The organism is Anoxybacillus sp. FSL W8-0382 (assembly GCF_038003845.1).
In the GTDB taxonomy this organism is placed as follows: domain Bacteria; phylum Bacillota; class Bacilli; order Bacillales; family Anoxybacillaceae; genus Anoxybacillus; species Anoxybacillus flavithermus_G.
Genome location: NZ_JBBOPX010000001.1, coordinates 1,797,263 through 1,816,464, shown reverse-complemented (window position 1 = coordinate 1,816,464; position 19,202 = coordinate 1,797,263). Strand labels below are relative to the sequence as shown.

Genomic DNA, 19,202 nt, shown 5'->3' with positions numbered 1-19,202 from the left:
CAAAAACCCGCCTGCCCATTGTCAGACGGGTTTTTTCATCCTCACAACTAACTCCTCATCCGGTGTGACGTAAACGGTCTGTTGGTTTTCGTAAATGACAAAGCCCGGTTTGGCACCGCTCGGTTTTTTAACGTAGCGGACGCGCGTGTAGTCGACCGGGACGGAGCTCGAGTGGCGCGCTTTGCTAAAGTAGGCGGCTAAATGGGCAGCTTCGATGATCGTTTGTTCCGACGGTTGTTTACTTTTAATCACGACGTGCGAACCCGGAATGTCTTTCGTATGAAGCCAAATGTCGTCTTTGCTTGCGAATTTGTTTGTTAAGTAGTCGTTTTGTTTATTGTTTTTGCCGACAAAAATCTCCGTTCCGTCACTTGAGATGTAGCGTTCAAGTTCAATCGTGCGCGGTTTTTGTTTTTTCTGTTTTGTCGCCCTGGCGCGCAAATATCCTTGTTCGATTAATTCGTCGCGAATGCCCTCAATATCTTTTGACGAGGCGGTTTCTAGCTGCTGCAATAGCGTATCGAAATACACGATTTCTTCTTTTGTGCGTTCGATTTGCTCTTGGACGATCGCAAGCGAGTTTTTCGCTTTTTGATACTTTTGAAAATAGCTTTGCGCGTTTTCCGATGGCGTTTTTTGTTCATCAAGTGGAATCGTGACCGTTGCACCATTTTCGTCGTAATAGTTAACAACTTCCACTTCTTTCATTCCGCGTTTGACTGCATAAAGATTTGCGGTTAACAATTCCCCATATAGTCGATATTGTTCCGCCTGCTTTGCTTCCTCTAACGTTTTTTCTAATTTCAACAGCTTTTTCTCATTTTTCGCTTTTTCATTCGCGACAAATCGCTCTAAATCGTGTGCTTGTTGTTTGACACGGTCGCGTTCGGCCTTTCCGAAATAAAAGCGGTCAAGCATCTCGCTTAATGTGTCAAACGACTGCACTTCCCCGTCCATATGCGTAAGAGGTAAAGCGTAAAATATTTCTTTTTGTCCGCGATATATACACGGAGTAAATGCTTCATTTCGCACTTCTGCGATGAGTGACATAAAACTTTTCGGTAGCGTCGTCCGATTAGCTAGCCCTGCCCGATGAACAGCTTCGCGCGCAAACAGCGGAGAAATGCCCATAAATGTGGCGACGAGTTGATCGGCTAATTTTCCAGCGAGAAAATCGATTTTTTTTAACACCGTTTCTTCCGTCGCATCAAGCGGATTCAGTTTGTTGTGTGATGGCGGCGAAATGTAAGGCGCCCCCGGCAGCACCGTTCGATAGCGGTTCACAGCAGGTGAAAGATGTTTGACGCTGTCGATGATTGTATTCGTCTGTGCATCGACGAGAATGATGTTGCTGTGGCGGCCCATCATTTCAATAATGAGTTGCTTCGTACATACATCACCAAGCTCATTTCTTGCTTTCACGTGAATGATGATGATGCGATCAAAATCGACTTGCGTAATCGCTTCGATGACGCCTCCTTCGATATGTTTACGGAGAAGCATACAAAACATCGGCGGCTCTGATGGATGATCGTACACCTCATTGGTTAAATGAATGCGCGCATAAGTAGGATGAGCAGATAATAACAGTTTATAGTTGTTTCCGTACGAACGAATATGAAGTACTAATTCATGTGGAAACGGTTGATAAATTTTTGAAATGCGCCCCCCGACAAGCGTGCGCTGCAATTCTTTTGTCATCGCATATGTAAATACTCCGTCAAACGACATAAAAAACACCTTTCTCTTTTTCTTTTCATTATACCATATCATTTTTTCGTACATGCCTGAATAAGCTGTCATAGATAAGATAAGCGGAAGGGGGAAAGAAATGAGCTGGCACGGACTGCGTGTTGAACAAGTCGAACAACAAGTAAACACAACAATCGGTTTCGGATTAACGGAAAAAGAAGCGAAAAAACGATTAAAACAATTTGGAAAAAATGAGCTATCAGAAGAAAAAAAGCCGTCTGCGTTCAAACAATTTATCGGGCAGTTTCAAGACTTTATGGTGCTCGTTTTATTGGCGGCAACGGCGATTTCTGCCGTATTAGGGGAATACATTGATGCGATCGCCATCGTAGCGATTGTGATCATTAACGCATGCCTAGGATTTATACAAGAGCGGCGAGCGGAAAAGTCGCTTGAGGCGTTAAAAAAACTATCCGCCCCAGAATCGCTCGTTTTACGTGATGGTCAATGGATGAAAGTGCCGTCTGCCGACCTTGTCGTTGGTGATATTGTGAAATTCGCAAGCGGCGATCGTATCGGGGCTGACGTACGCCTTATTGAAGCGAAGGGACTATATATTGAAGAATCGTCTTTGACAGGGGAGTCGCTTCCGATTGAAAAACAAACAGCGCCACTTCCCCAAGACGTTTCGTTAGGTGATCGGACGAATATGGCGTTTATGGGCACGCTCGTGACGAAAGGAAGCGGTGCAGGTATTGTCGTAGCGACAGGGATGAATACCGCGATGGGACAAATCGCCCATTTATTGCAGTCTGCACCAACGATGATGACACCATTACAGCGAAAGCTTGAACAACTCGGAAAAATTTTAATTGTCATCGCTTTAGCGCTCACAGCGCTCGTTGTTGTGCTTGGTGTATGGCAAGGACATGAACTGTATGACATGTTTTTGGCAGGCGTGTCGCTTGCGGTTGCGGCGATTCCTGAAGGATTACCAGCTATTGTCACCGTCGTATTAGCGCTCGGTGTGCAGCGAATGATGAAACGAAACGCCATCGTGCGCAAACTTCCGGCCGTTGAAACGCTCGGGTGCGCGTCCGTCATTTGTTCCGATAAAACAGGAACGATGACAGAAAATCAAATGACCGTCACACACGTATGGGTAAATAACCGATTATGGACGGTCAGCGGGACGGGCTATGAACCAAAAGGAACGTTTTTGTTGAACGGGAAACAAGAAAAAATAGACACATCGTTGCAACAACTGTTACTGTTCGGGGCGTTGTGCAATCATGCCGAGCTGAAGAAAAAAGGAAAAACATATATGATTGACGGCGATCCGACAGAAGGGGCGCTCGTTGTAGCTGCTGCGAAAGCCGGATGGACGAAAGACAAAATCGCTAATGAGTTTACGATTGAACATGAATTTCCATTTGATTCGACGCGCAAAATGATGACCGTCATCGTGAAAGATCGTTCGAATCGGCGCTTTATCGTGACAAAAGGAGCACCAGATATGTTGCTCGAACGATGCCGTTTCCTATACATGAACGGTCAAGCGAAACCGTTGCATGACCAAGAACGAAAAACGGTGCAACAAACGGTCAATACGCTCGCCTCACAGGCGCTTCGAACGATTGCGATCGCGTATCGTCCGCTTTCATTCGCCGAAGCGATCAACGATGAAACGAAAGCAGAAAGCGACTTAACGTTCATCGGTTTACAAGGAATGATCGACCCACCGCGAAAAGAAGTGAAACAAGCGATAGCCGAATGTAAAAAAGCAGGCATTAAAACGGTGATGATTACAGGCGACCATATTTTAACCGCGAAAGCGATCGCCCAGCAACTTCACATGTTGCCGCCAAACGGAAAAGTAATGGACGGAAAGACGTTATCGCAACTCACTGTCGATGAGTTAGAAGACGTTGTAGAGGATGTGTATGTTTTTGCGCGCGTATCGCCAGAACATAAATTAAAAATCGTACAAGCGTTGCAAAAAAGAGGGCATATTGTCGCAATGACAGGCGATGGCGTCAACGATGCCCCGGCTATTAAAACAGCAAACATTGGCATTGCGATGGGGATCACAGGAACGGACGTCTCAAAAGAAGCGGCTTCCCTCGTTTTGTTAGACGATAACTTTGCGACCATTAAAGCTGCCATTGAAGAAGGGCGAAACATTTACGAAAACATTCGTAAATTTATTCGCTATTTGCTTGCATCAAACGTCGGAGAAATTTTAGTCATGTTATTTGCGATGATTTTAGCTCTTCCACTCCCGCTTGTACCGATTCAAATTTTATGGGTCAATCTTGTGACAGATGGATTGCCTGCCATGGCGCTCGGATTAGACCCTGCAGAAGAAAACGTCATGAAACGGCCGCCACGCCATCCGAAAGAAGGGGTGTTTGCGCGCGGGCTCGGTTGGAAAATTGTTAGCCGTGGCTTTCTTATCGGTATGGTGACGCTTATCGCGTTTCTCGTTGTGCATACGCGACATCCGGAAAACTTAACGTATGCGCAGACGGTCGCCTTCGCAACGCTCGTGCTCGCTCAGCTCATTCACGTTTTTGATTGTCGAAGCGAACGATCGGTGTTTGACCGCAACCCATTTGAAAATATGTATTTAGTGCTTGCGGTTTTGTCGTCGCTTCTACTGTTACTTGTTGTCATTTATTATCCGCCGCTACAACCAATTTTCCATACCGTTTCGCTACCGGTTACCGATTGGTTGCTTATTATCGGCTTATCGGCTATTCCGACGTTTTTACTGGCAGGTTCGCTATTTGCGCGTCGCCGTTCATGAAATGTTTTCGCTATATAGTGATATGTGCTATAATAAGAGAAGGTAATGGAGTGAATCTATTACCTTCTTTTGTTGTCGATATTTCATATGTACAATGGATGTGAGAACATGATCGTCAGTATGACAGGATTTGGCCGAGGGAAAAAAGAAGGCGAAAACGTACGCGTTACGGTGGAAATGAAATCCGTCAATCACCGTTTTTGTGAAATTTCGATCCGCATGCCTAGACAGTGGATGATGTTTGAAGATAAAATAAAAAGGGTAATTACAGAACATATTGCACGTGGACGTGTTGAGGTGTTTGTGACGATTGAAGGGGAACAGCTCGTTGAACGAACGCTACACGTTGACTGGCAGCTTGTCGATGCGTATTATCGGATGCTGACTGATGTGCGCAGCCGGTTTCATTTGAAAGACGATGTATCGCTTCGAGATGTTGTATACATGCTATCAGATGCGGTGGAAATGACAGAACAGCCGTTACAAAACGATGCGCTTCTTTCTTTGCTTTTAGAAGCGACAAAAGAAGCGGTGGAGCAACTGAAATATATGCGCGAACAAGAAGGAAAAGCGCTATTAGCAGATATGCTGACGCAATTGGAAACGATTGAAAAAAGTGCACGTCGCATTGAACAACTTGCGCCAACGGTCGTCGCTTCTTACCGCGATCGCATACATAAGCGAATGCACGAGTTTGTACAAGGTATCGTCGACGAACAACGGCTATTAACAGAAGTCGCTTTATTTGCAGAAAAAGTCGACATTAATGAAGAATTAAAACGCATATATAGCCATATCGAGCAATTCCGTCGCATCGTTTCCGAAGGAGGATCTGTCGGACGAAAGCTCGACTTTCTCGTTCAAGAGCTCCATCGCGAAACGAATACGATCGGTGCTAAAGCAAACGATAGCCACATTGCTTCGGAAGTTGTTAACATGAAAAGCGCCCTTGAAAAAATTAAAGAACAAGTGCAAAATGTGGAGTAGTTTGTTTATTACAGAAGGGTAGGGATCAACGTGAAAGAGCGAGGTTTATTAATCGTTTTATCAGGACCGTCCGGTGTCGGAAAAGGGACGGTGCGTAAAGCTTTATTTTCACAGCCAGACATTCAATTACAATATTCCATTTCCGTCACAACGCGCAAACCGCGCGAAGGTGAAGTGGATGGCGTTGATTACTTTTTCAAAACGCGAGAACAGTTTGAACAAATGATTCGCCAAAATGAATTGTTAGAATGGGCCGAATATGTCGGAAATTACTACGGCACGCCAATTGAGTACGTGGAAAAAACGTTGCAAGAAGGAAAAGACGTCTTTTTAGAAATTGAAGTGCAAGGAGCGATGCAAGTTCGCAAAGTGTTCCCAGAGGCGCTCTTTATTTTCTTAGCCCCGCCAAGTTTAAGCGAATTGCGAAAACGAATCGAAATGCGCGGAACTGAATCGGAAGAACTCATTCGCGATCGGTTAAAGGCGGCAAAAGAAGAACTAGAAATGATGGATGCGTACGATTACGTCGTCGAAAACGACCAAGTCGAGCTTGCGTGTGAACGCATTAGAGCGATTGTGATGGCAGAGCATTGCCGACGCGAACGCGTCGCACAACGATACAAAAAGATGTTGGAGGTTGAGTAATATGTTGTACCCTTCCATTGATTTACTTATGACAAAATTAGATTCAAAATATACGCTTGTGACCGTGGCGGCGAAACGCGCCCGTCAATTGCAAGTCAAAAACGATTTAACAATCGAAAAACCTGTGTCGAAAAAATTTGTCGGCAAAGCGTTAGAAGAAATTGCGGCGGGTCATATTGAAGTCGTTAGCGAAGAAGAAGCAACGCAATAACCTACTTACGACAACCTAGTTTTAGGTTGTTATTTTTTTACAAATATCAAAACGAAAGGGGCAACGTTGATGCTTGAGCAAAAAAACATTTTATTATGTGTTACCGGTGGCATTGCGGTGTATAAAGCAGCAGCGCTCACAAGCAAACTTGTACAAGCGGGGGCGAACGTCAAAGTCGTTATGACGGAAGCTGCTTGTCAATTCGTCACACCGCTTACGTTTCAAGCGTTATCAAAAAATGAGGTGTACGTCGATACATTTGATGAAAAAAAGCCAAACGTCATTGCACACATTGATTTAGCTGATTGGGCACATGTCGTACTCGTTGCCCCTGCGACTGCAAACACGATCGCAAAGCTCGCACACGGTTTAGCTGACAATATGGTGACAACGATTTTGCTTGCGACAAAAGCACCGGTGTGGCTTGCACCAGCGATGAACGTCCATATGTACGAACACCCAGCCGTCCAACAAAATATGCGCACGTTGCAGTCGTTCGGTTATCGCTTCATTGAACCAGCCGAAGGGATGCTTGCGTGCGGCTATGTTGGAAAAGGACGATTAGAAGAACCGGAAACGATCGTTACGTTGCTTGAACAACATTTTGCAACAAATCACATATTAAAAGGAAAAAAAGTGTTAGTAACCGCTGGTCCAACGCGTGAAAAACTTGACCCTGTTCGCTTTTTCAGCAATCATTCGACAGGAAAAATGGGCTATGCACTTGCAGAAGCCGCACGTGATTTTGGAGCGAATGTCGTTCTTATTTCTGGTCCGACGGCGCTTCCTAGCCCTCCGGGTGTACAAATGATTCGCGTTGAAAGTGCGCAAGACATGTATGAAGAAGTGATGAAACATTTTCATCATAGCGACATCGTCATTAAAACAGCCGCCGTTGCTGATTATCGCCCAAAATACGTCGCTGACAATAAAATAAAAAAGCAACAAGGGGACTATACCGTTGTTTTGGAACGAACGATCGACATTTTACAAACGCTCGGTGAACAAAAAACGCATCAATTTTTAGTCGGCTTTGCGGCAGAGACGAACGATGTCGAACAATATGCCAAAGATAAGCTTGCGCGCAAAAACGCCGATATGATTGTCGCTAATAACGTCGTACAAGAAGGGGCGGGATTCGGAACGGATACAAATATTGTGACACTGTTTAAACGGGACGGAACAGTGAAAAGCCTTCCGCTTTTACCAAAGTCGGAAGTGGCAAAAGAAATTTTGCGTGAAGTTCATCGTGAAATTGAGGGACGCTTATGACGATTGCTTCTGTCATTGTTGATATTCCAGCGAGTCAAACGGATCGCCCGTTTGATTATATCATCCCGCCTAAGTTTGTCGATATCGTACAACCAGGCATGCGCGTCGTCGTGCCATTTGGCAATAGACTTTTACAAGGATTTGTCATCGAAGTAAAAGAAACGACCGATATGCCCATCGAGCAACTAAAGCCAATTCATTCCCTTCTTGATGTCGTTCCTGTATTAAACGAGGAATTACTTCAATTAGGGAGGTGGCTAACCGAAACGACACTTTGTTTTATGGTATCTGCCTTTCAAGCGATGTTACCTGCGGCGATGAAAGCGAAATATGAGAAAGATATTCGACTCATCGAACAACATATGCCCCTCGTCCACGAAAACGTGCGCGCGCTGTTTCGTGATCGTCTCACCATCCCATGGAGCGAGGTTGAGCAAACGCCATATGTGCGCCTATTACAAAAAGAAATTGCAAAAGGTCATATTGAAGTCGTTTATCGAGTTGAAGAAAAAGGAAAAATAAAAACAGAAAAATGGGTCGAATTATGTGCAAATGACGAACACGTCACCCATGCACTTGCATCACTTTCAACGCGCGCAATGAAACAAAAGCAAGTGCTCGAACATTTGTTGACAGCACGAGCTTTGCCTTTAAAACAGCTGTTGAGCGAAACAAATAGCACATGGGCAACTGTTCAAACACTCATTAAAAAACAACTTGTCGCTGTGAAAGAGAAAGAAATATATCGAGATCCGTACTCCAATCGCTCATTTTCAAAAACAAAACCATTCGTCTTAACAGATGAACAACATCAAGCGTTACAAGCGATCGGACAAGCCATTGAACAAAACGTGCACGATGTTTTTTTAATGTACGGTGTTACCGGGAGCGGAAAAACGGAAGTGTATATGCAAGCGATCGATCTCGTTTTAAAAAAAGGGAAAGAGGCGATTGTGCTCGTCCCTGAAATTTCGCTTACGCCTCAAATGGTCAGACGGTTTAAAGAGCGATTCGGCTCCAAAGTAGCCGTTCTTCATAGTGGATTATCACTCGGAGAAAAGTATGATGAATGGCGGAAAATTCAACGAAAAGAAGTGAAACTTGTCGTTGGCGCTCGCTCTGCCATTTTCGCCCCATTTGAAAACATCGGCATCATCATTATTGATGAAGAACATGAAACGAGCTACAAACAAGAAGAATCGCCTCGATATCATGCGCGCGATGTGGCTATTTTTCGTGGTCGTTACCATCGTTGTCCGGTTGTGCTCGGCAGCGCTACGCCATCACTTGAATCGTTTGCGCGTGCGAAAAAAGGGGTATATAAGCAAGTGACGTTAACGAAACGAATGAATGATCATGCGCTCCCACCTGTTGAGATTGTTGATATGCGTGAAGAACTGCGCGCAGGAAACCGTTCCATGTTTTCTCGTCTTTTATATGAAAAATTAACGGAGCGGCTACAAAAAGGGGAGCAGTCTGTTTTGTTTTTAAATCGTCGTGGTTATTCATCTTTTGTCATGTGTCGCGATTGCGGTCACGTCATTCAATGTCCACATTGCGATATTTCGCTTACGTATCATCGCGTGCAGCAGCAACTGAAATGCCATTATTGTGGATACGAACAGCGCATGTCTGCCCATTGTCCTGCTTGTCAAAGCGAACATATTCGTTTTTTCGGAACAGGAACACAAAAGGTGGAAGAAGAATTAACTAAACTTCTCCCTCATGCTCGCGTCATTCGCATGGATGTCGATACAACGAGCCGAAAAGGAGCACATGAACGGCTGTTAAACGAGTTTGGCGACGGAAAAGCGGACATTTTACTCGGCACGCAAATGATAGCGAAAGGGCTTGACTTTGCGAACGTCACATTAGTTGGCGTATTAGCGGCAGACACGATGCTTCATGTCCCTGACTTTCGGGCGGCCGAAAAAACGTTTCAACTGTTGACGCAAGTGAGTGGCCGAGCGGGGCGGCATCATTTGCCGGGAGAAGTCGTTATTCAAACGTATACGCCCGAACATTACAGCATTCAACTAGCAGCCGATCATCACTTCGAAGCATTTTATGAGCGCGAAATGATGAACAGAAAAAAACATGGATATCCACCGTTTTACTATTTAACGCTCATTACCGTATCCCATGTCGATGCGCTAAAAGGAATAAGCATCGCTGAAAAAATCGCTGCACATGTGAAAAAACATTTGTCAGCTGAAGCGGTCGTGTTAGGACCTGTTGCTTCGCCAATTGCACGCATGAACGATAGATATCGTTACCAATGCATGATAAAATACAAGCGGGAAACGAACTTAACGACAGCGCTTCGCGCGATTGTCGAACATTATCAGCGCGACATGGCGCGCGGCGATGTGACGATTACGATCGATTTAAATCCATATATGATGATGTAAATAAGGGAGGAACCATTTTGGCCATTTTACCGATTGTGACATATCCTGCACCCATTTTAGAAACGGTTTGTCAACCAGTCACCGTATTTGACCGAAAGCTAATCAAGTTATTAAATGATATGTACGATACGATGCTTGCGGCCGATGGAGTTGGATTAGCTGCTCCACAAATTGGTGTCGATCAACAAATTGCCATTGTCGATATTGGCGACCGTCATGGGCGCATTGAATTAATTAATCCAATCATCGTTGCCCAAAACGGCGAGCAAATCGGTCCCGAAGGCTGTTTAAGTTTTCCGGGACTGTTTGGGGAAGTAAAACGTTTTCAATACGTGAAAGTACGTGCGCAAAATCGTCGCGGTCGCCCGTTTGAAATCGAAGCGACCGGCTTTTTAGCGCGTGCCTTACAACATGAGATTGACCATTTACATGGCATATTATTTACGTCAAAAGTGATTCGCTATTATGAAGAAGGGGAGTTCGAACAATGAACATTGTGTTTATGGGAACACCTGATTTTGCTGTTCCGATTTTAGAACAATTGATCAAAGACGGATACAACGTGGTCGGCGTCGTTACACAGCCAGATAAACCGAAAGGGCGAAAACAACAATTGACGCCACCACCTGTCAAAGTGGCAGCGGAATCGTACGGCATTCCGGTATTTCAACCAACGAAAATTCGCGAGAAAGAACAATACGAGCACGTCATCGCTCTACAGCCTGATTTAATTGTGACCGCTGCATTCGGACAAATTTTACCGAAACCGCTTCTTGACGCACCAACGTACGGTTGTATTAACGTGCATGCCTCGCTTTTGCCTGAGTTGCGTGGAGGGGCACCGATTCATTACGCCATTTTACAAGGAAAAGAAAAAACAGGTATTACCATTATGTATATGGTTGAAAAACTAGATGCAGGCGATATATTAACGCAAGTGGAAGTGCCAATCGATGAGCGCGATACCGTCGGAACATTGCACGACAAACTAAGCCAAGCAGGAGCACGACTACTTTCTGAGACGCTCCCAAAACTGCTTCGAGGCGACATTATGCCGATCAAGCAAGATGATGAACAAGCGACGTTTGCGTACAACATTAAACCAGAACAAGAGCGAATCGATTGGACAAAAACAGGAGAAGACATTTACAACCATATTCGCGGCATGAATCCGTGGCCTGTTGCCTATACGATGTATGGTGAGGAACGGTGGAAAATTTGGTGGGGAGAAAAAGTACCCGCTTCTTCACAAGCGAAACCTGGTACCATTGTCGCCGTTGAACAAGATGGCATCATCGTTGCGACAGGGAATGAAACGGCAATTAAAATTACGGAACTACAACCAGCGGGGAAACGGAAAATGAGCGCAACTGACTTTTTGCGCGGCACGACGATTTCCATCGGGACAGTATTAGGAGGAACGAATGAGTAACGTGCGAAATGTAGCATTAGATGTGCTAATCGATATTGAAAAAAAACGAGCATATAGCAATTTATCATTACATCATGTGATCGAAACGAACGAATTATCCGCCCAAGACGTTGCCCTTTTAACAGAATTAGTATACGGCACGATTCAGCGACGCGATACGCTTGATTACTATTTACAGCCGTTTATCAAAGGAAAAATCGAGCCGTGGGTGCACCTACTACTTCGCATGTCGCTTTATCAAATGGTATATTTAGATCGAATCCCTGATCGGGCGGTGTTATTTGAAGCAGTCGAAATTGCCAAGCGTCGTGGTCATCGTGGCATCGCTTCGCTCGTCAACGGCATATTACGTTCTGTTCAACGGCAAGGATTGCGCTCCTTGGACGACATAAAAGATGAGAGCGAACGGTTAGCCATCGCGACAAGTCATCCCGTATGGCTTGTGCGCCGATGGATCGAACAGTTTGGCTTCGATGAAACGAAACGGATGTGCGAAGTAAACAACTTCCCACCAGAACAAACAGCGCGAGTAAACGTGATGCGCGTAACCGTTGAAGAAGTTATCGATCGCCTAAAAGAAGAGGGAATAGAAGCTATCCCTTCTTCCATCGTTCCGATTGGCATTAAAATAACAAAAGGAAATGCCGCTAAAACGAGCGTGTTTCGCGAAGGGCTTATAACGATTCAAGATGAAAGTTCGATGCTTGTCGCTTATGCCCTTTCTCCAAACGAAACAGATGTCGTGTTAGACTGTTGTGCGGCTCCAGGCGGAAAAACGACGCATATCGCAGAGCGCATGAACAATCGCGGGCGCGTTGTCGCGTTAGATATTCACGATCATAAAGTAAAACTGATTGAACAGCAGGCGAAGCGACTCGGCTTGTCGAATATAGAAGCGAAACAGCTCGATAGCCGTCAAGCGCATACGCAATTTGCCACTGAAACGTTCGATCGCATATTAGTTGATGCCCCGTGTTCAGGGCTTGGTGTCATTCGTCGCAAACCGGAAATTAAATATGCGAAAAATGAAAAAGATATTACACAACTTGCGAACGTTCAACTCAATATTTTACGAGCGGTTGCCCCGCTTTTAAAGCGTGGCGGAACGCTTGTATATAGCACATGTACCGTTGATCGCGAAGAAAATGAACAAGTCATCGCCCAGTTTTTAGCTGAACATCCCGAATATGATCGCGACGAAACACTTGCTTCGCGTCTACCATCGTCTGTTGCGTCATATGTAGATCGCGGCATGTTGCAATTGCTTCCTCATCACGTATATAGCGACGGATTTTTTATCGCAACATTGAAAAAGAAAGGTGACATCATATGAAACTATCCATTTACTCAATGCGTTTAGAAGATTTACAAAGTTGGATAGAACAGCAAGGGGAAAAGCCGTTTCGCGCCACACAAATTTTTGAATGGCTATATAAAAAACGGGTGACGTCATTTGAAGACATGACGAATATTCCGAAAGCATTGCGCGAGCGGTTAGATGAACATTTTGTCATCACAACGTTAAAAACGCTCGTACAGCAAACATCAAAAGACGGAACGATGAAATTTTTATTTGAGCTTCATGACGGTTATTCGATTGAAACGGTGCTTATGCGCCATGATTACGGAAATTCAATTTGTGTCACGACCCAAGTTGGCTGTCGCATTGGGTGTACGTTTTGCGCTTCGACATTAGGCGGATTAAAGCGCAATTTGCAAGCAGGTGAAATCGTTGCTCAAGTCGTCAAAGTGCAAAAGGCGCTCGATGAAACGAATGAACGTGTAAGCAGCATCGTTGTAATGGGAATAGGCGAACCGTTCGATAACTATGATGAGCTAATCAAGTTTTTAAAAATCGTCAACCACCCAAAAGGGTTGCATATCGGCGCGCGTCATATTACTGTATCGACAAGTGGTATCATCCCAAAAATTTACAAATTCGCTGATGAAAATATGCAAATTAATTTTGCGATTTCGCTTCATGCGCCAAATACAGAATTGCGCTCAAAACTAATGCCGATTAATCGAGCTTATAAATTGCCAGAACTCATGGAAGCGGTGCGCTACTACATTGAAAAAACGGGACGACGCGTCACATTTGAATACGGTTTATTTGGCGGTGTAAACGATCAAATTGAACATGCAGAAGAGCTTGCGGAGCTCATTAAAGGATTGAAATGCCATGTCAATTTAATTCCAGTCAACTACGTACCTGAACGCAACTACGTTCGTACACCGCGTGAACAAATTTTTGCGTTTGAGAAAACGTTAAAAAAACATGGTATTAATGTTACGATTCGTCGCGAGCAAGGACACGATATTGATGCTGCATGCGGACAGCTGCGCGCAAAAGAACGAAAAGAGGAAACGAAAGCGTAAGATGTGGCAACACCTATATGAAGGGAGGAAGCGATACTCTTGTGAGTGTCGTGCGTGTATGAAGGCGGTGTTTCAAACGGATGTCGGGAAAATTCGGTCACATAATGAAGATAATGGTGGAGTTTTTATTAATCAGGCGGGCAATTATTTAGCTGTTGTCGCTGACGGGATGGGGGGGCATCTCGCTGGCGACGTGGCGAGTGAAATGACGATGACGCAACTAAAACAATTTTGGGAAGAAACAGGCGAAATGACCTCGCCGCAACAGGCAGAAATGTGGTTAAAAGAACATGTCATGAAAGTAAACGAATCGCTTTTTCATCATTCGCAAACGAACGAGCATTGTCAAGGAATGGGTACGACCGTTGTTGCTGCTATTTGTACAAATCAGTTTGCGACAATTGGACACATCGGTGATAGCCGTTGTTATTTATTGAACGCAAACGGATTTCAACAAATGACCGAAGACCATTCCCTTGTGAATGAATTAGTGAAAAGTGGACAACTATCAAAAGAAGATGCGGAGTACCATCCGCGTAAACATGTACTATTGCGTGCGCTCGGAACGGAACAGACGATTCAGTTAGATGTCAAAACGGTTACGATCGACAAAGGAGATATGTTGCTCCTTTGTTCTGATGGGCTTTCTAATAAAGTGACGGAACAGACGATGATCGACGTATTAACGTCTGACCGTTCGCTTGAGGAAAAAGCGCAAGCGCTTATCAACGTCGCAAACGAGCACGGCGGCGAAGATAATATTACGTTAGCGATCGTACAATTTGTAGATGTGGATGAAAGTAGGTGATCGCTCGTGCTCATCGGCAAACGATTAAACGATCGCTATAAATTGTTGCAACTTATCGGCGGCGGTGGAATGGCGAACGTTTATTTAGCTAGAGATATCATTTTAGATCGCGACGTTGCCGTCAAAGTGTTACGCTTAGATTTTGTAAACGATGAATTATTTATTAAACGTTTTCGCCGCGAAGCACAAGCCGCAACAAGTTTAAATCATGAAAATATTGTCACGATTTACGATGTTGGGGAAGATGACGGCATTTATTATATGGTCATGGAATATGTGCGCGGCTGTACGTTAAAACAATATATTCAACAACATGCCCCGCTTCCTGTACAAGAGGCGCTACGCATGATGGATCAACTAACAGGAGCAATTGCTCACGCGCATCAAAACGGCGTTATTCATCGTGATATTAAGCCGCAAAATATTTTAGTGGCGGAAGACGGAACGGTTAAAGTGACTGATTTTGGCATCGCTATCGCACTAAGCTCGACAACGATTACGCAAACGAATTCTGTTTTAGGGTCTGTTCACTATTTATCGCCTGAGCAAGCAAAAGGCGGCATGGCGACAGAAAAATCGGATATTTATTCGCTCGGTATCGTCATGTTTGAGCTATTAACCGGTCATTTGCCGTTTTCTGGTGAATCAGCTGTCGCAATTGTACTAAAACATTTACAAACGGAGACGCCTTCTTTGCGGCGATGGAATCCGAATATTCCACAGAGCGTAGAAAACATTGTATTAAAAGCAACAGCAAAAAATCCGTTGCATCGCTACAATAGCGCGCTGGACATGCAGCAACATATTCGTACGGCTCTTTTACCTGAGCGCATCAACGAAGCGAAGTTTACGTTGCCTATGGAAGACGATGATGAAGAAACAAAAGTAGTGCCGATTGTCAAATCACCCGCTCCTCCGTCGCCAGAAAAAAAAGAAAACGTTTCTGCTCCAAAAGAAAAGCGACAAAAAAAATGGCTCATTTTATGGACGGTGTTTCTTTTCTTATTTATTGGTGCTAGTGTGAGTGCGGTTACATGGCTTCCCGATTTATTTTTCCCGAAAGATGTTACTGTACCGGATGTGACGAGCAAACATTATGATGATGCGATCGCGGAACTGACATCATTAGGTTTAAAAATCGAAGAAACGATCGAACAAGAACATGATGACATCGCCGAAGGATTTGTTATCCGTACGAATCCACAAGCTGGAAAAGTCGTGAAAGCAGGAACGGCTGTCACCATTTATAAAAGTATCGGAAAGAAAAAAGTCGCGTTCGAAAATTATGTGGGTGAACAAATTGCTGATGTCGAACCGCAATTGCGTTCAGAAAAATATTTGCTTATCGATAAAAAAGAAGTATATAGCGATAAGCCAGCAGGGACGATTATTGAACAATTTCCGCTTCCGGGTGAAAAAGTTGTACCAGAAGAAACAGAAGTGCGCTTTACGGTCAGCCTTGGACCAGAAAAAATCATTTTAAAAGATTTAACAGGATATACGGAAAAGAGCGTACGTGACTACGCGGCAGATCAACAATTGTATGTCATCGTCAAACAACAATATTCCGATACGGTCGAAAAAGGACTCGTTATTTCTCAAACGCCACAAGCGAATGCAAAACTAGAAAAAGGAGCAACCGTTACGGTCGTCATTTCCCTCGGAAAAGAGCCGGTACAAACAAAGAAAGTAATTCAAGACATCGACATTCCGTATGAACCGCCTGTTGATGTGAACGAACCAGTCATGGCAGAATTATATATTGAAGACGAAAATCATTCGTTCGCCCAACCGTACAAACGTTATCGCTTAACTAATGACGTGAAAGAGCGTGTCGAATTCGTCATTCAACAAGGAAAACAAGGACGCTATCGCGTCGTTGTAAACGGCACGACGGTACGCGAAGGCATTGTTCCATATCCGACAACACCTTAAAGGAGGGAAGCTATGGCAGAAGGAAAAATCATTAAAGCGCTCAGCGGCTTTTATTACGTGTTAAGTGATGGCAAAGTGTATCAATGCCGCGGCCGCGGGGTGTTTCGCAAGCGGAAAGTAACGCCGCTTGTCGGCGACTACGTTTCCTTTCAGGCGGAAAATGAACGGGAAGGCTACATATTAGATGTATTTGAGCGGAAAAATGAACTCGTTCGTCCGCCGATTGCCAATATCGATCAAGCGATTTTAGTGTTTTCAGCAGTAGAGCCAGATTTCAGCCCTGGATTACTCGATCGTTTTCTCGTATTAATTGAAGCAAAAGACATTCGTCCGCTTATTGTTGTGAGTAAAATGGATTTAGTAGACGATGACACAAAGCCTCGTATTGAACAATATATTCGCGATTATCGTCAAATCGGATATGAAGTGTTCGAAGTTTCGGTCAAAACGCGCGCAGGTATTGATGCATTATTGCCTTATTTTGAAGGAAAAGTATCGGTATTTGCAGGGCAATCAGGCGTCGGGAAGTCGTCTTTATTAAATGCATTACGTCCGAACTTGCAGTTAAAAACGGGCGACATTTCCCATCACCTTGGGCGTGGAAAACATACGACAAGACATGTCGAGTTAATTGAAATCGGAGGCGGTTTTGTCGCAGATACACCAGGATTTAGCGCGCTAGAATTTGATGATATTGAACTTGAACAATTACCGCTTTGTTTTCCGGAGTTTGTCACAAAAAGCAGTGATTGTAAATTTCGCGGTTGCACGCATACGGCTGAGCCGAAATGTGCGGTCAAAGAAGCATTAGCATCAGGAGACATTCCTCCTTATCGCTATGAACATTACATGAGTTTTATAGAGGAAATCAAGGAACGAAAGCCGAGGTATTAAACATGATCAAAATTGCGCCATCCATTTTATCTGCTAATTTTGCTAAACTTGGCGAAGAAATTGTGGACGTAGAACGAGGGGGAGCTGATTACATTCATGTCGATGTGATGGACGGCCATTTCGTTCCAAACATCACAATCGGTCCGCTCATCGTGGAGGCGATTCGTCCTGTAACGAAACTGCCACTTGACGTTCATTTAATGATTGAACAGCCGGATCGCTATATTCCAACGTTTGCGAAAGCGGGAGCCGATTATTTAACGGTGCATGTTGAAGCTTGCCCGCATTTACACCGGACGATCCACCTCATTAAAGAACATGGTGTGAAAGCAGGAGTAGCGTTAAATCCGCATACACCGATTTCGATGATTGAACATTTGATTGAAGACCTCGACCTCGTTTTATTTATGACGGTCAACCCGGGTTTTGGTGGACAATCGTTTATTCCAGCAGTGCTCCCAAAAATTCATGCGTTTTCAACACTCGTTCGTGAACGAGGGCTTTCTGTTGAAATTGAAGTAGACGGTGGCATTCATGCAGAAACGGCAAAACTTTGTGTCGAAGCAGGCGTGGATGTTCTTGTTGCAGGATCAGCCATTTATAACAAAGCGGATCGTGCCCAAGCCATTCGCATGATTCGTGAGGGTGTGTCACGTTGACACATCCTTCTTTATTAGGGAGGTGAATTTGTTGATTATTCATCTTGTTGCAGGTGGTCCGACAAGTTTTTTACCTCATTTAAAAACATACGACGGAGAGGACGTATGTTGGGTAGGGGTAGATCGTGGCGTTTTAGCGCTGCTCGATGCGGGAATCATGCCAAAACGGGCGTTTGGCGATTTTGACTCCATTGCCGAATATGAGTTGCAGCAATTACAAACACAATTGCCGCATATCGACATATGGCCAGCTGAAAAAGACCAAACGGACACAGATATTGCGCTCGATTGGGCGCTTGAACAACAAGCGACAAAAATTCGCCTATTTGGAGCAACAGGCGGACGGGTCGATCATTTCTTTGGCAACGTTCAACTTTTGTTCAAAGGAAAAGACGGGCAGATTGAGTTAATCGATCGTCAAAATATCGTTACGCTTTATCGAAGTGGAAAACATGTCGTTGAAAAAAAAGACGAATACCGATACATTTCATTTATTCCTATGACTCCGATTCGCGCTTTAACGCTTCGCGGATTTAAATACCCGCTCGATGCGCACGATGTGCCGCTTGGATCAACATTATGTGTAAGCAATGAACTCATCCATAGTTTTGGTACTTTTTCATTCACTGAAGGCATATTAATGATGATAAGAAGCAAGGATGAAAAATAACGCTTCGAGGTACAATTTGTGCGGAGATGAATATATTAAATGGAAGAGTGTGCACAGTAGGGGAGGGAATGACCGTGAAGTTTTATACGATTAAGTTGCCAAAATTTTTAGGTGGAATTGTTCGGGCGATGTTAAATTCGTTTAAAAAAGGATAAAAAGCACCAATCATTTGGTGCTTTTTTCTATGAGGCGTGCGCTTTCCGCTTTTTTTATTACACACGTTCTACTTTTCCGGATTTTAATGCGCGAGCAGAAACCCAAACGCGCTTTGGTTTTCCGTCAACTAAAATGCGAACTTTTTGAAGGTTTGCTTTCCATGTGCGGCGGCTCGCATTCATTGCATGAGAACGAGCGTTTCCGAATGATTTTTTCTTACCAGTCACAAAGCATTTTGCCAT

The 19,202-nt window shown here is 44.3% G+C and carries 18 protein-coding genes; 16 read left to right on the top strand and 2 right to left on the bottom strand.

Features of this window, described 5'->3' with window-relative positions:
- Window positions 1–21: 21 nt before the first annotated feature.
- Complete coding sequence (locus NSS60_RS09545) at window positions 22–1,731, bottom strand: Rqc2 family fibronectin-binding protein (protein ID WP_004891150.1); 1,710 nt, start codon at window positions 1,729–1,731, stop codon at window positions 22–24.
- 100 nt (window positions 1,732–1,831) lie between these two features.
- Between NSS60_RS09545 and NSS60_RS09540 the strand changes: the two genes are divergently transcribed.
- The 16 genes from NSS60_RS09540 (at window position 1,832) to spoVM (ending at window position 18,959) form a co-directional block, all read left to right on the top strand.
- Window positions 1,832–4,501, top strand: coding sequence for a calcium-transporting P-type ATPase, PMR1-type (locus NSS60_RS09540; RefSeq protein ID WP_004891148.1), 2,670 nt, complete (start codon window positions 1,832–1,834; stop codon window positions 4,499–4,501).
- 108 nt (window positions 4,502–4,609) lie between these two features.
- Complete coding sequence (locus NSS60_RS09535; protein ID WP_088223365.1) at window positions 4,610–5,488, top strand: YicC/YloC family endoribonuclease; 879 nt, start codon at window positions 4,610–4,612, stop codon at window positions 5,486–5,488.
- 30 nt (window positions 5,489–5,518) lie between these two features.
- The gene (gmk, locus tag NSS60_RS09530) at window positions 5,519–6,133 is read left to right on the top strand and encodes a guanylate kinase (RefSeq protein WP_004891145.1); all 615 of its coding nucleotides are present in this window, start codon (window positions 5,519–5,521) and stop codon (window positions 6,131–6,133) included.
- Between the two features lies 1 nt (window position 6,134).
- The gene (gene rpoZ / locus NSS60_RS09525) at window positions 6,135–6,344 is read left to right on the top strand and encodes a DNA-directed RNA polymerase subunit omega (protein ID WP_003395016.1); all 210 of its coding nucleotides are present in this window, start codon (window positions 6,135–6,137) and stop codon (window positions 6,342–6,344) included.
- 69 nt (window positions 6,345–6,413) lie between these two features.
- Window positions 6,414–7,616, top strand: a complete 1,203-nt coding sequence (coaBC, locus tag NSS60_RS09520) for a bifunctional phosphopantothenoylcysteine decarboxylase/phosphopantothenate--cysteine ligase CoaBC (RefSeq protein WP_004891143.1) — start codon at window positions 6,414–6,416, stop codon at window positions 7,614–7,616.
- Window positions 7,613–10,027, top strand: a complete 2,415-nt coding sequence (gene priA / locus NSS60_RS09515; protein ID WP_004891141.1) for a primosomal protein N' — start codon at window positions 7,613–7,615, stop codon at window positions 10,025–10,027. The genes coaBC and priA overlap by 4 nt, the downstream gene beginning before the upstream one ends.
- Window positions 10,028–10,044: 17 nt before the next feature.
- Complete coding sequence (gene def, locus NSS60_RS09510; protein ID WP_004891139.1) at window positions 10,045–10,518, top strand: peptide deformylase; 474 nt, start codon at window positions 10,045–10,047, stop codon at window positions 10,516–10,518.
- A complete protein-coding gene (gene fmt, locus NSS60_RS09505; protein WP_004891137.1) occupies window positions 10,515–11,459 on the top strand; it encodes a methionyl-tRNA formyltransferase in 945 nt (314 codons plus the stop codon). The genes def and fmt overlap by 4 nt, the downstream gene beginning before the upstream one ends.
- Window positions 11,452–12,792: a 16S rRNA (cytosine(967)-C(5))-methyltransferase RsmB gene (gene rsmB, locus NSS60_RS09500; RefSeq protein ID WP_004891135.1), complete on the top strand. Its 1,341-nt coding sequence runs from the start codon at window positions 11,452–11,454 to the stop codon at window positions 12,790–12,792. Before fmt ends, rsmB begins: the two co-directional genes overlap by 8 nt.
- Window positions 12,789–13,838, top strand: a complete 1,050-nt coding sequence (gene rlmN / locus NSS60_RS09495; RefSeq protein WP_004891133.1) for a 23S rRNA (adenine(2503)-C(2))-methyltransferase RlmN — start codon at window positions 12,789–12,791, stop codon at window positions 13,836–13,838. Before rsmB ends, rlmN begins: the two co-directional genes overlap by 4 nt.
- Before the next feature lie 58 nt (window positions 13,839–13,896).
- On the top strand, window positions 13,897–14,646 hold the full coding sequence (locus NSS60_RS09490; protein WP_004891132.1) for a Stp1/IreP family PP2C-type Ser/Thr phosphatase: 750 nt from the start codon (window positions 13,897–13,899) through the stop codon (window positions 14,644–14,646).
- Window positions 14,647–14,652: 6 nt separating this feature from the next.
- Entirely contained in the window at window positions 14,653–16,581 is a 1,929-nt protein-coding gene (pknB, locus tag NSS60_RS09485; RefSeq protein ID WP_192950951.1) for a Stk1 family PASTA domain-containing Ser/Thr kinase, read from the top strand.
- 12 nt (window positions 16,582–16,593) lie between these two features.
- Window positions 16,594–17,475, top strand: a complete 882-nt coding sequence (gene rsgA / locus NSS60_RS09480) for a ribosome small subunit-dependent GTPase A (protein WP_004891130.1) — start codon at window positions 16,594–16,596, stop codon at window positions 17,473–17,475.
- A gap of 2 nt (window positions 17,476–17,477) precedes the next feature.
- Complete coding sequence (gene rpe / locus NSS60_RS09475) at window positions 17,478–18,134, top strand: ribulose-phosphate 3-epimerase (protein ID WP_340720798.1); 657 nt, start codon at window positions 17,478–17,480, stop codon at window positions 18,132–18,134.
- 31 nt (window positions 18,135–18,165) lie between these two features.
- Window positions 18,166–18,804 (top strand): thiamine diphosphokinase, encoded by a 639-nt coding sequence (locus NSS60_RS09470; RefSeq protein WP_004891126.1) that lies wholly within the window; start codon window positions 18,166–18,168, stop codon window positions 18,802–18,804.
- A 74-nt stretch (window positions 18,805–18,878) separates the two neighbouring features.
- Window positions 18,879–18,959, top strand: coding sequence for a stage V sporulation protein SpoVM (gene spoVM, locus NSS60_RS09465; RefSeq protein ID WP_003394991.1), 81 nt, complete (start codon window positions 18,879–18,881; stop codon window positions 18,957–18,959).
- A gap of 57 nt (window positions 18,960–19,016) precedes the next feature.
- Here spoVM and rpmB read toward each other — a convergent pair whose 3' ends face one another.
- Entirely contained in the window at window positions 19,017–19,202 is a 186-nt protein-coding gene (rpmB, locus tag NSS60_RS09460) for a 50S ribosomal protein L28 (RefSeq protein ID WP_003394988.1), read from the bottom strand.

What these genes read in the sequence shown, in the direction of transcription:
- rpoZ (WP_003395016.1), top strand. Translation starts at nt 6,135, where the DNA reads ATGTTGTACCCTTCCATTGATTTACTTATGACAAAATTAGATTCAAAA.
- NSS60_RS09535 (WP_088223365.1), top strand. Translation starts at nt 4,610, where the DNA reads ATGATCGTCAGTATGACAGGATTTGGCCGAGGGAAAAAAGAAGGCGAA.
- rsgA (WP_004891130.1), top strand. Translation starts at nt 16,594, where the DNA reads ATGGCAGAAGGAAAAATCATTAAAGCGCTCAGCGGCTTTTATTACGTG.
- priA (WP_004891141.1), top strand. Translation starts at nt 7,613, where the DNA reads ATGACGATTGCTTCTGTCATTGTTGATATTCCAGCGAGTCAAACGGAT.
- NSS60_RS09490 (WP_004891132.1), top strand. Translation starts at nt 13,897, where the DNA reads ATGAAGGCGGTGTTTCAAACGGATGTCGGGAAAATTCGGTCACATAAT.
- rsmB (WP_004891135.1), top strand. Translation starts at nt 11,452, where the DNA reads ATGAGTAACGTGCGAAATGTAGCATTAGATGTGCTAATCGATATTGAA.
- rpe (WP_340720798.1), top strand. Translation starts at nt 17,478, where the DNA reads ATGATCAAAATTGCGCCATCCATTTTATCTGCTAATTTTGCTAAACTT.
- rpmB (WP_003394988.1), bottom strand. Translation starts at nt 19,202, where the DNA reads ATGGCAAAATGCTTTGTGACTGGTAAGAAAAAATCATTCGGAAACGCT.
- NSS60_RS09540 (WP_004891148.1), top strand. Translation starts at nt 1,832, where the DNA reads ATGAGCTGGCACGGACTGCGTGTTGAACAAGTCGAACAACAAGTAAAC.
- fmt (WP_004891137.1), top strand. Translation starts at nt 10,515, where the DNA reads ATGAACATTGTGTTTATGGGAACACCTGATTTTGCTGTTCCGATTTTA.
- coaBC (WP_004891143.1), top strand. Translation starts at nt 6,414, where the DNA reads ATGCTTGAGCAAAAAAACATTTTATTATGTGTTACCGGTGGCATTGCG.
- rlmN (WP_004891133.1), top strand. Translation starts at nt 12,789, where the DNA reads ATGAAACTATCCATTTACTCAATGCGTTTAGAAGATTTACAAAGTTGG.
- NSS60_RS09545 (WP_004891150.1), bottom strand. Translation starts at nt 1,731, where the DNA reads ATGTCGTTTGACGGAGTATTTACATATGCGATGACAAAAGAATTGCAG.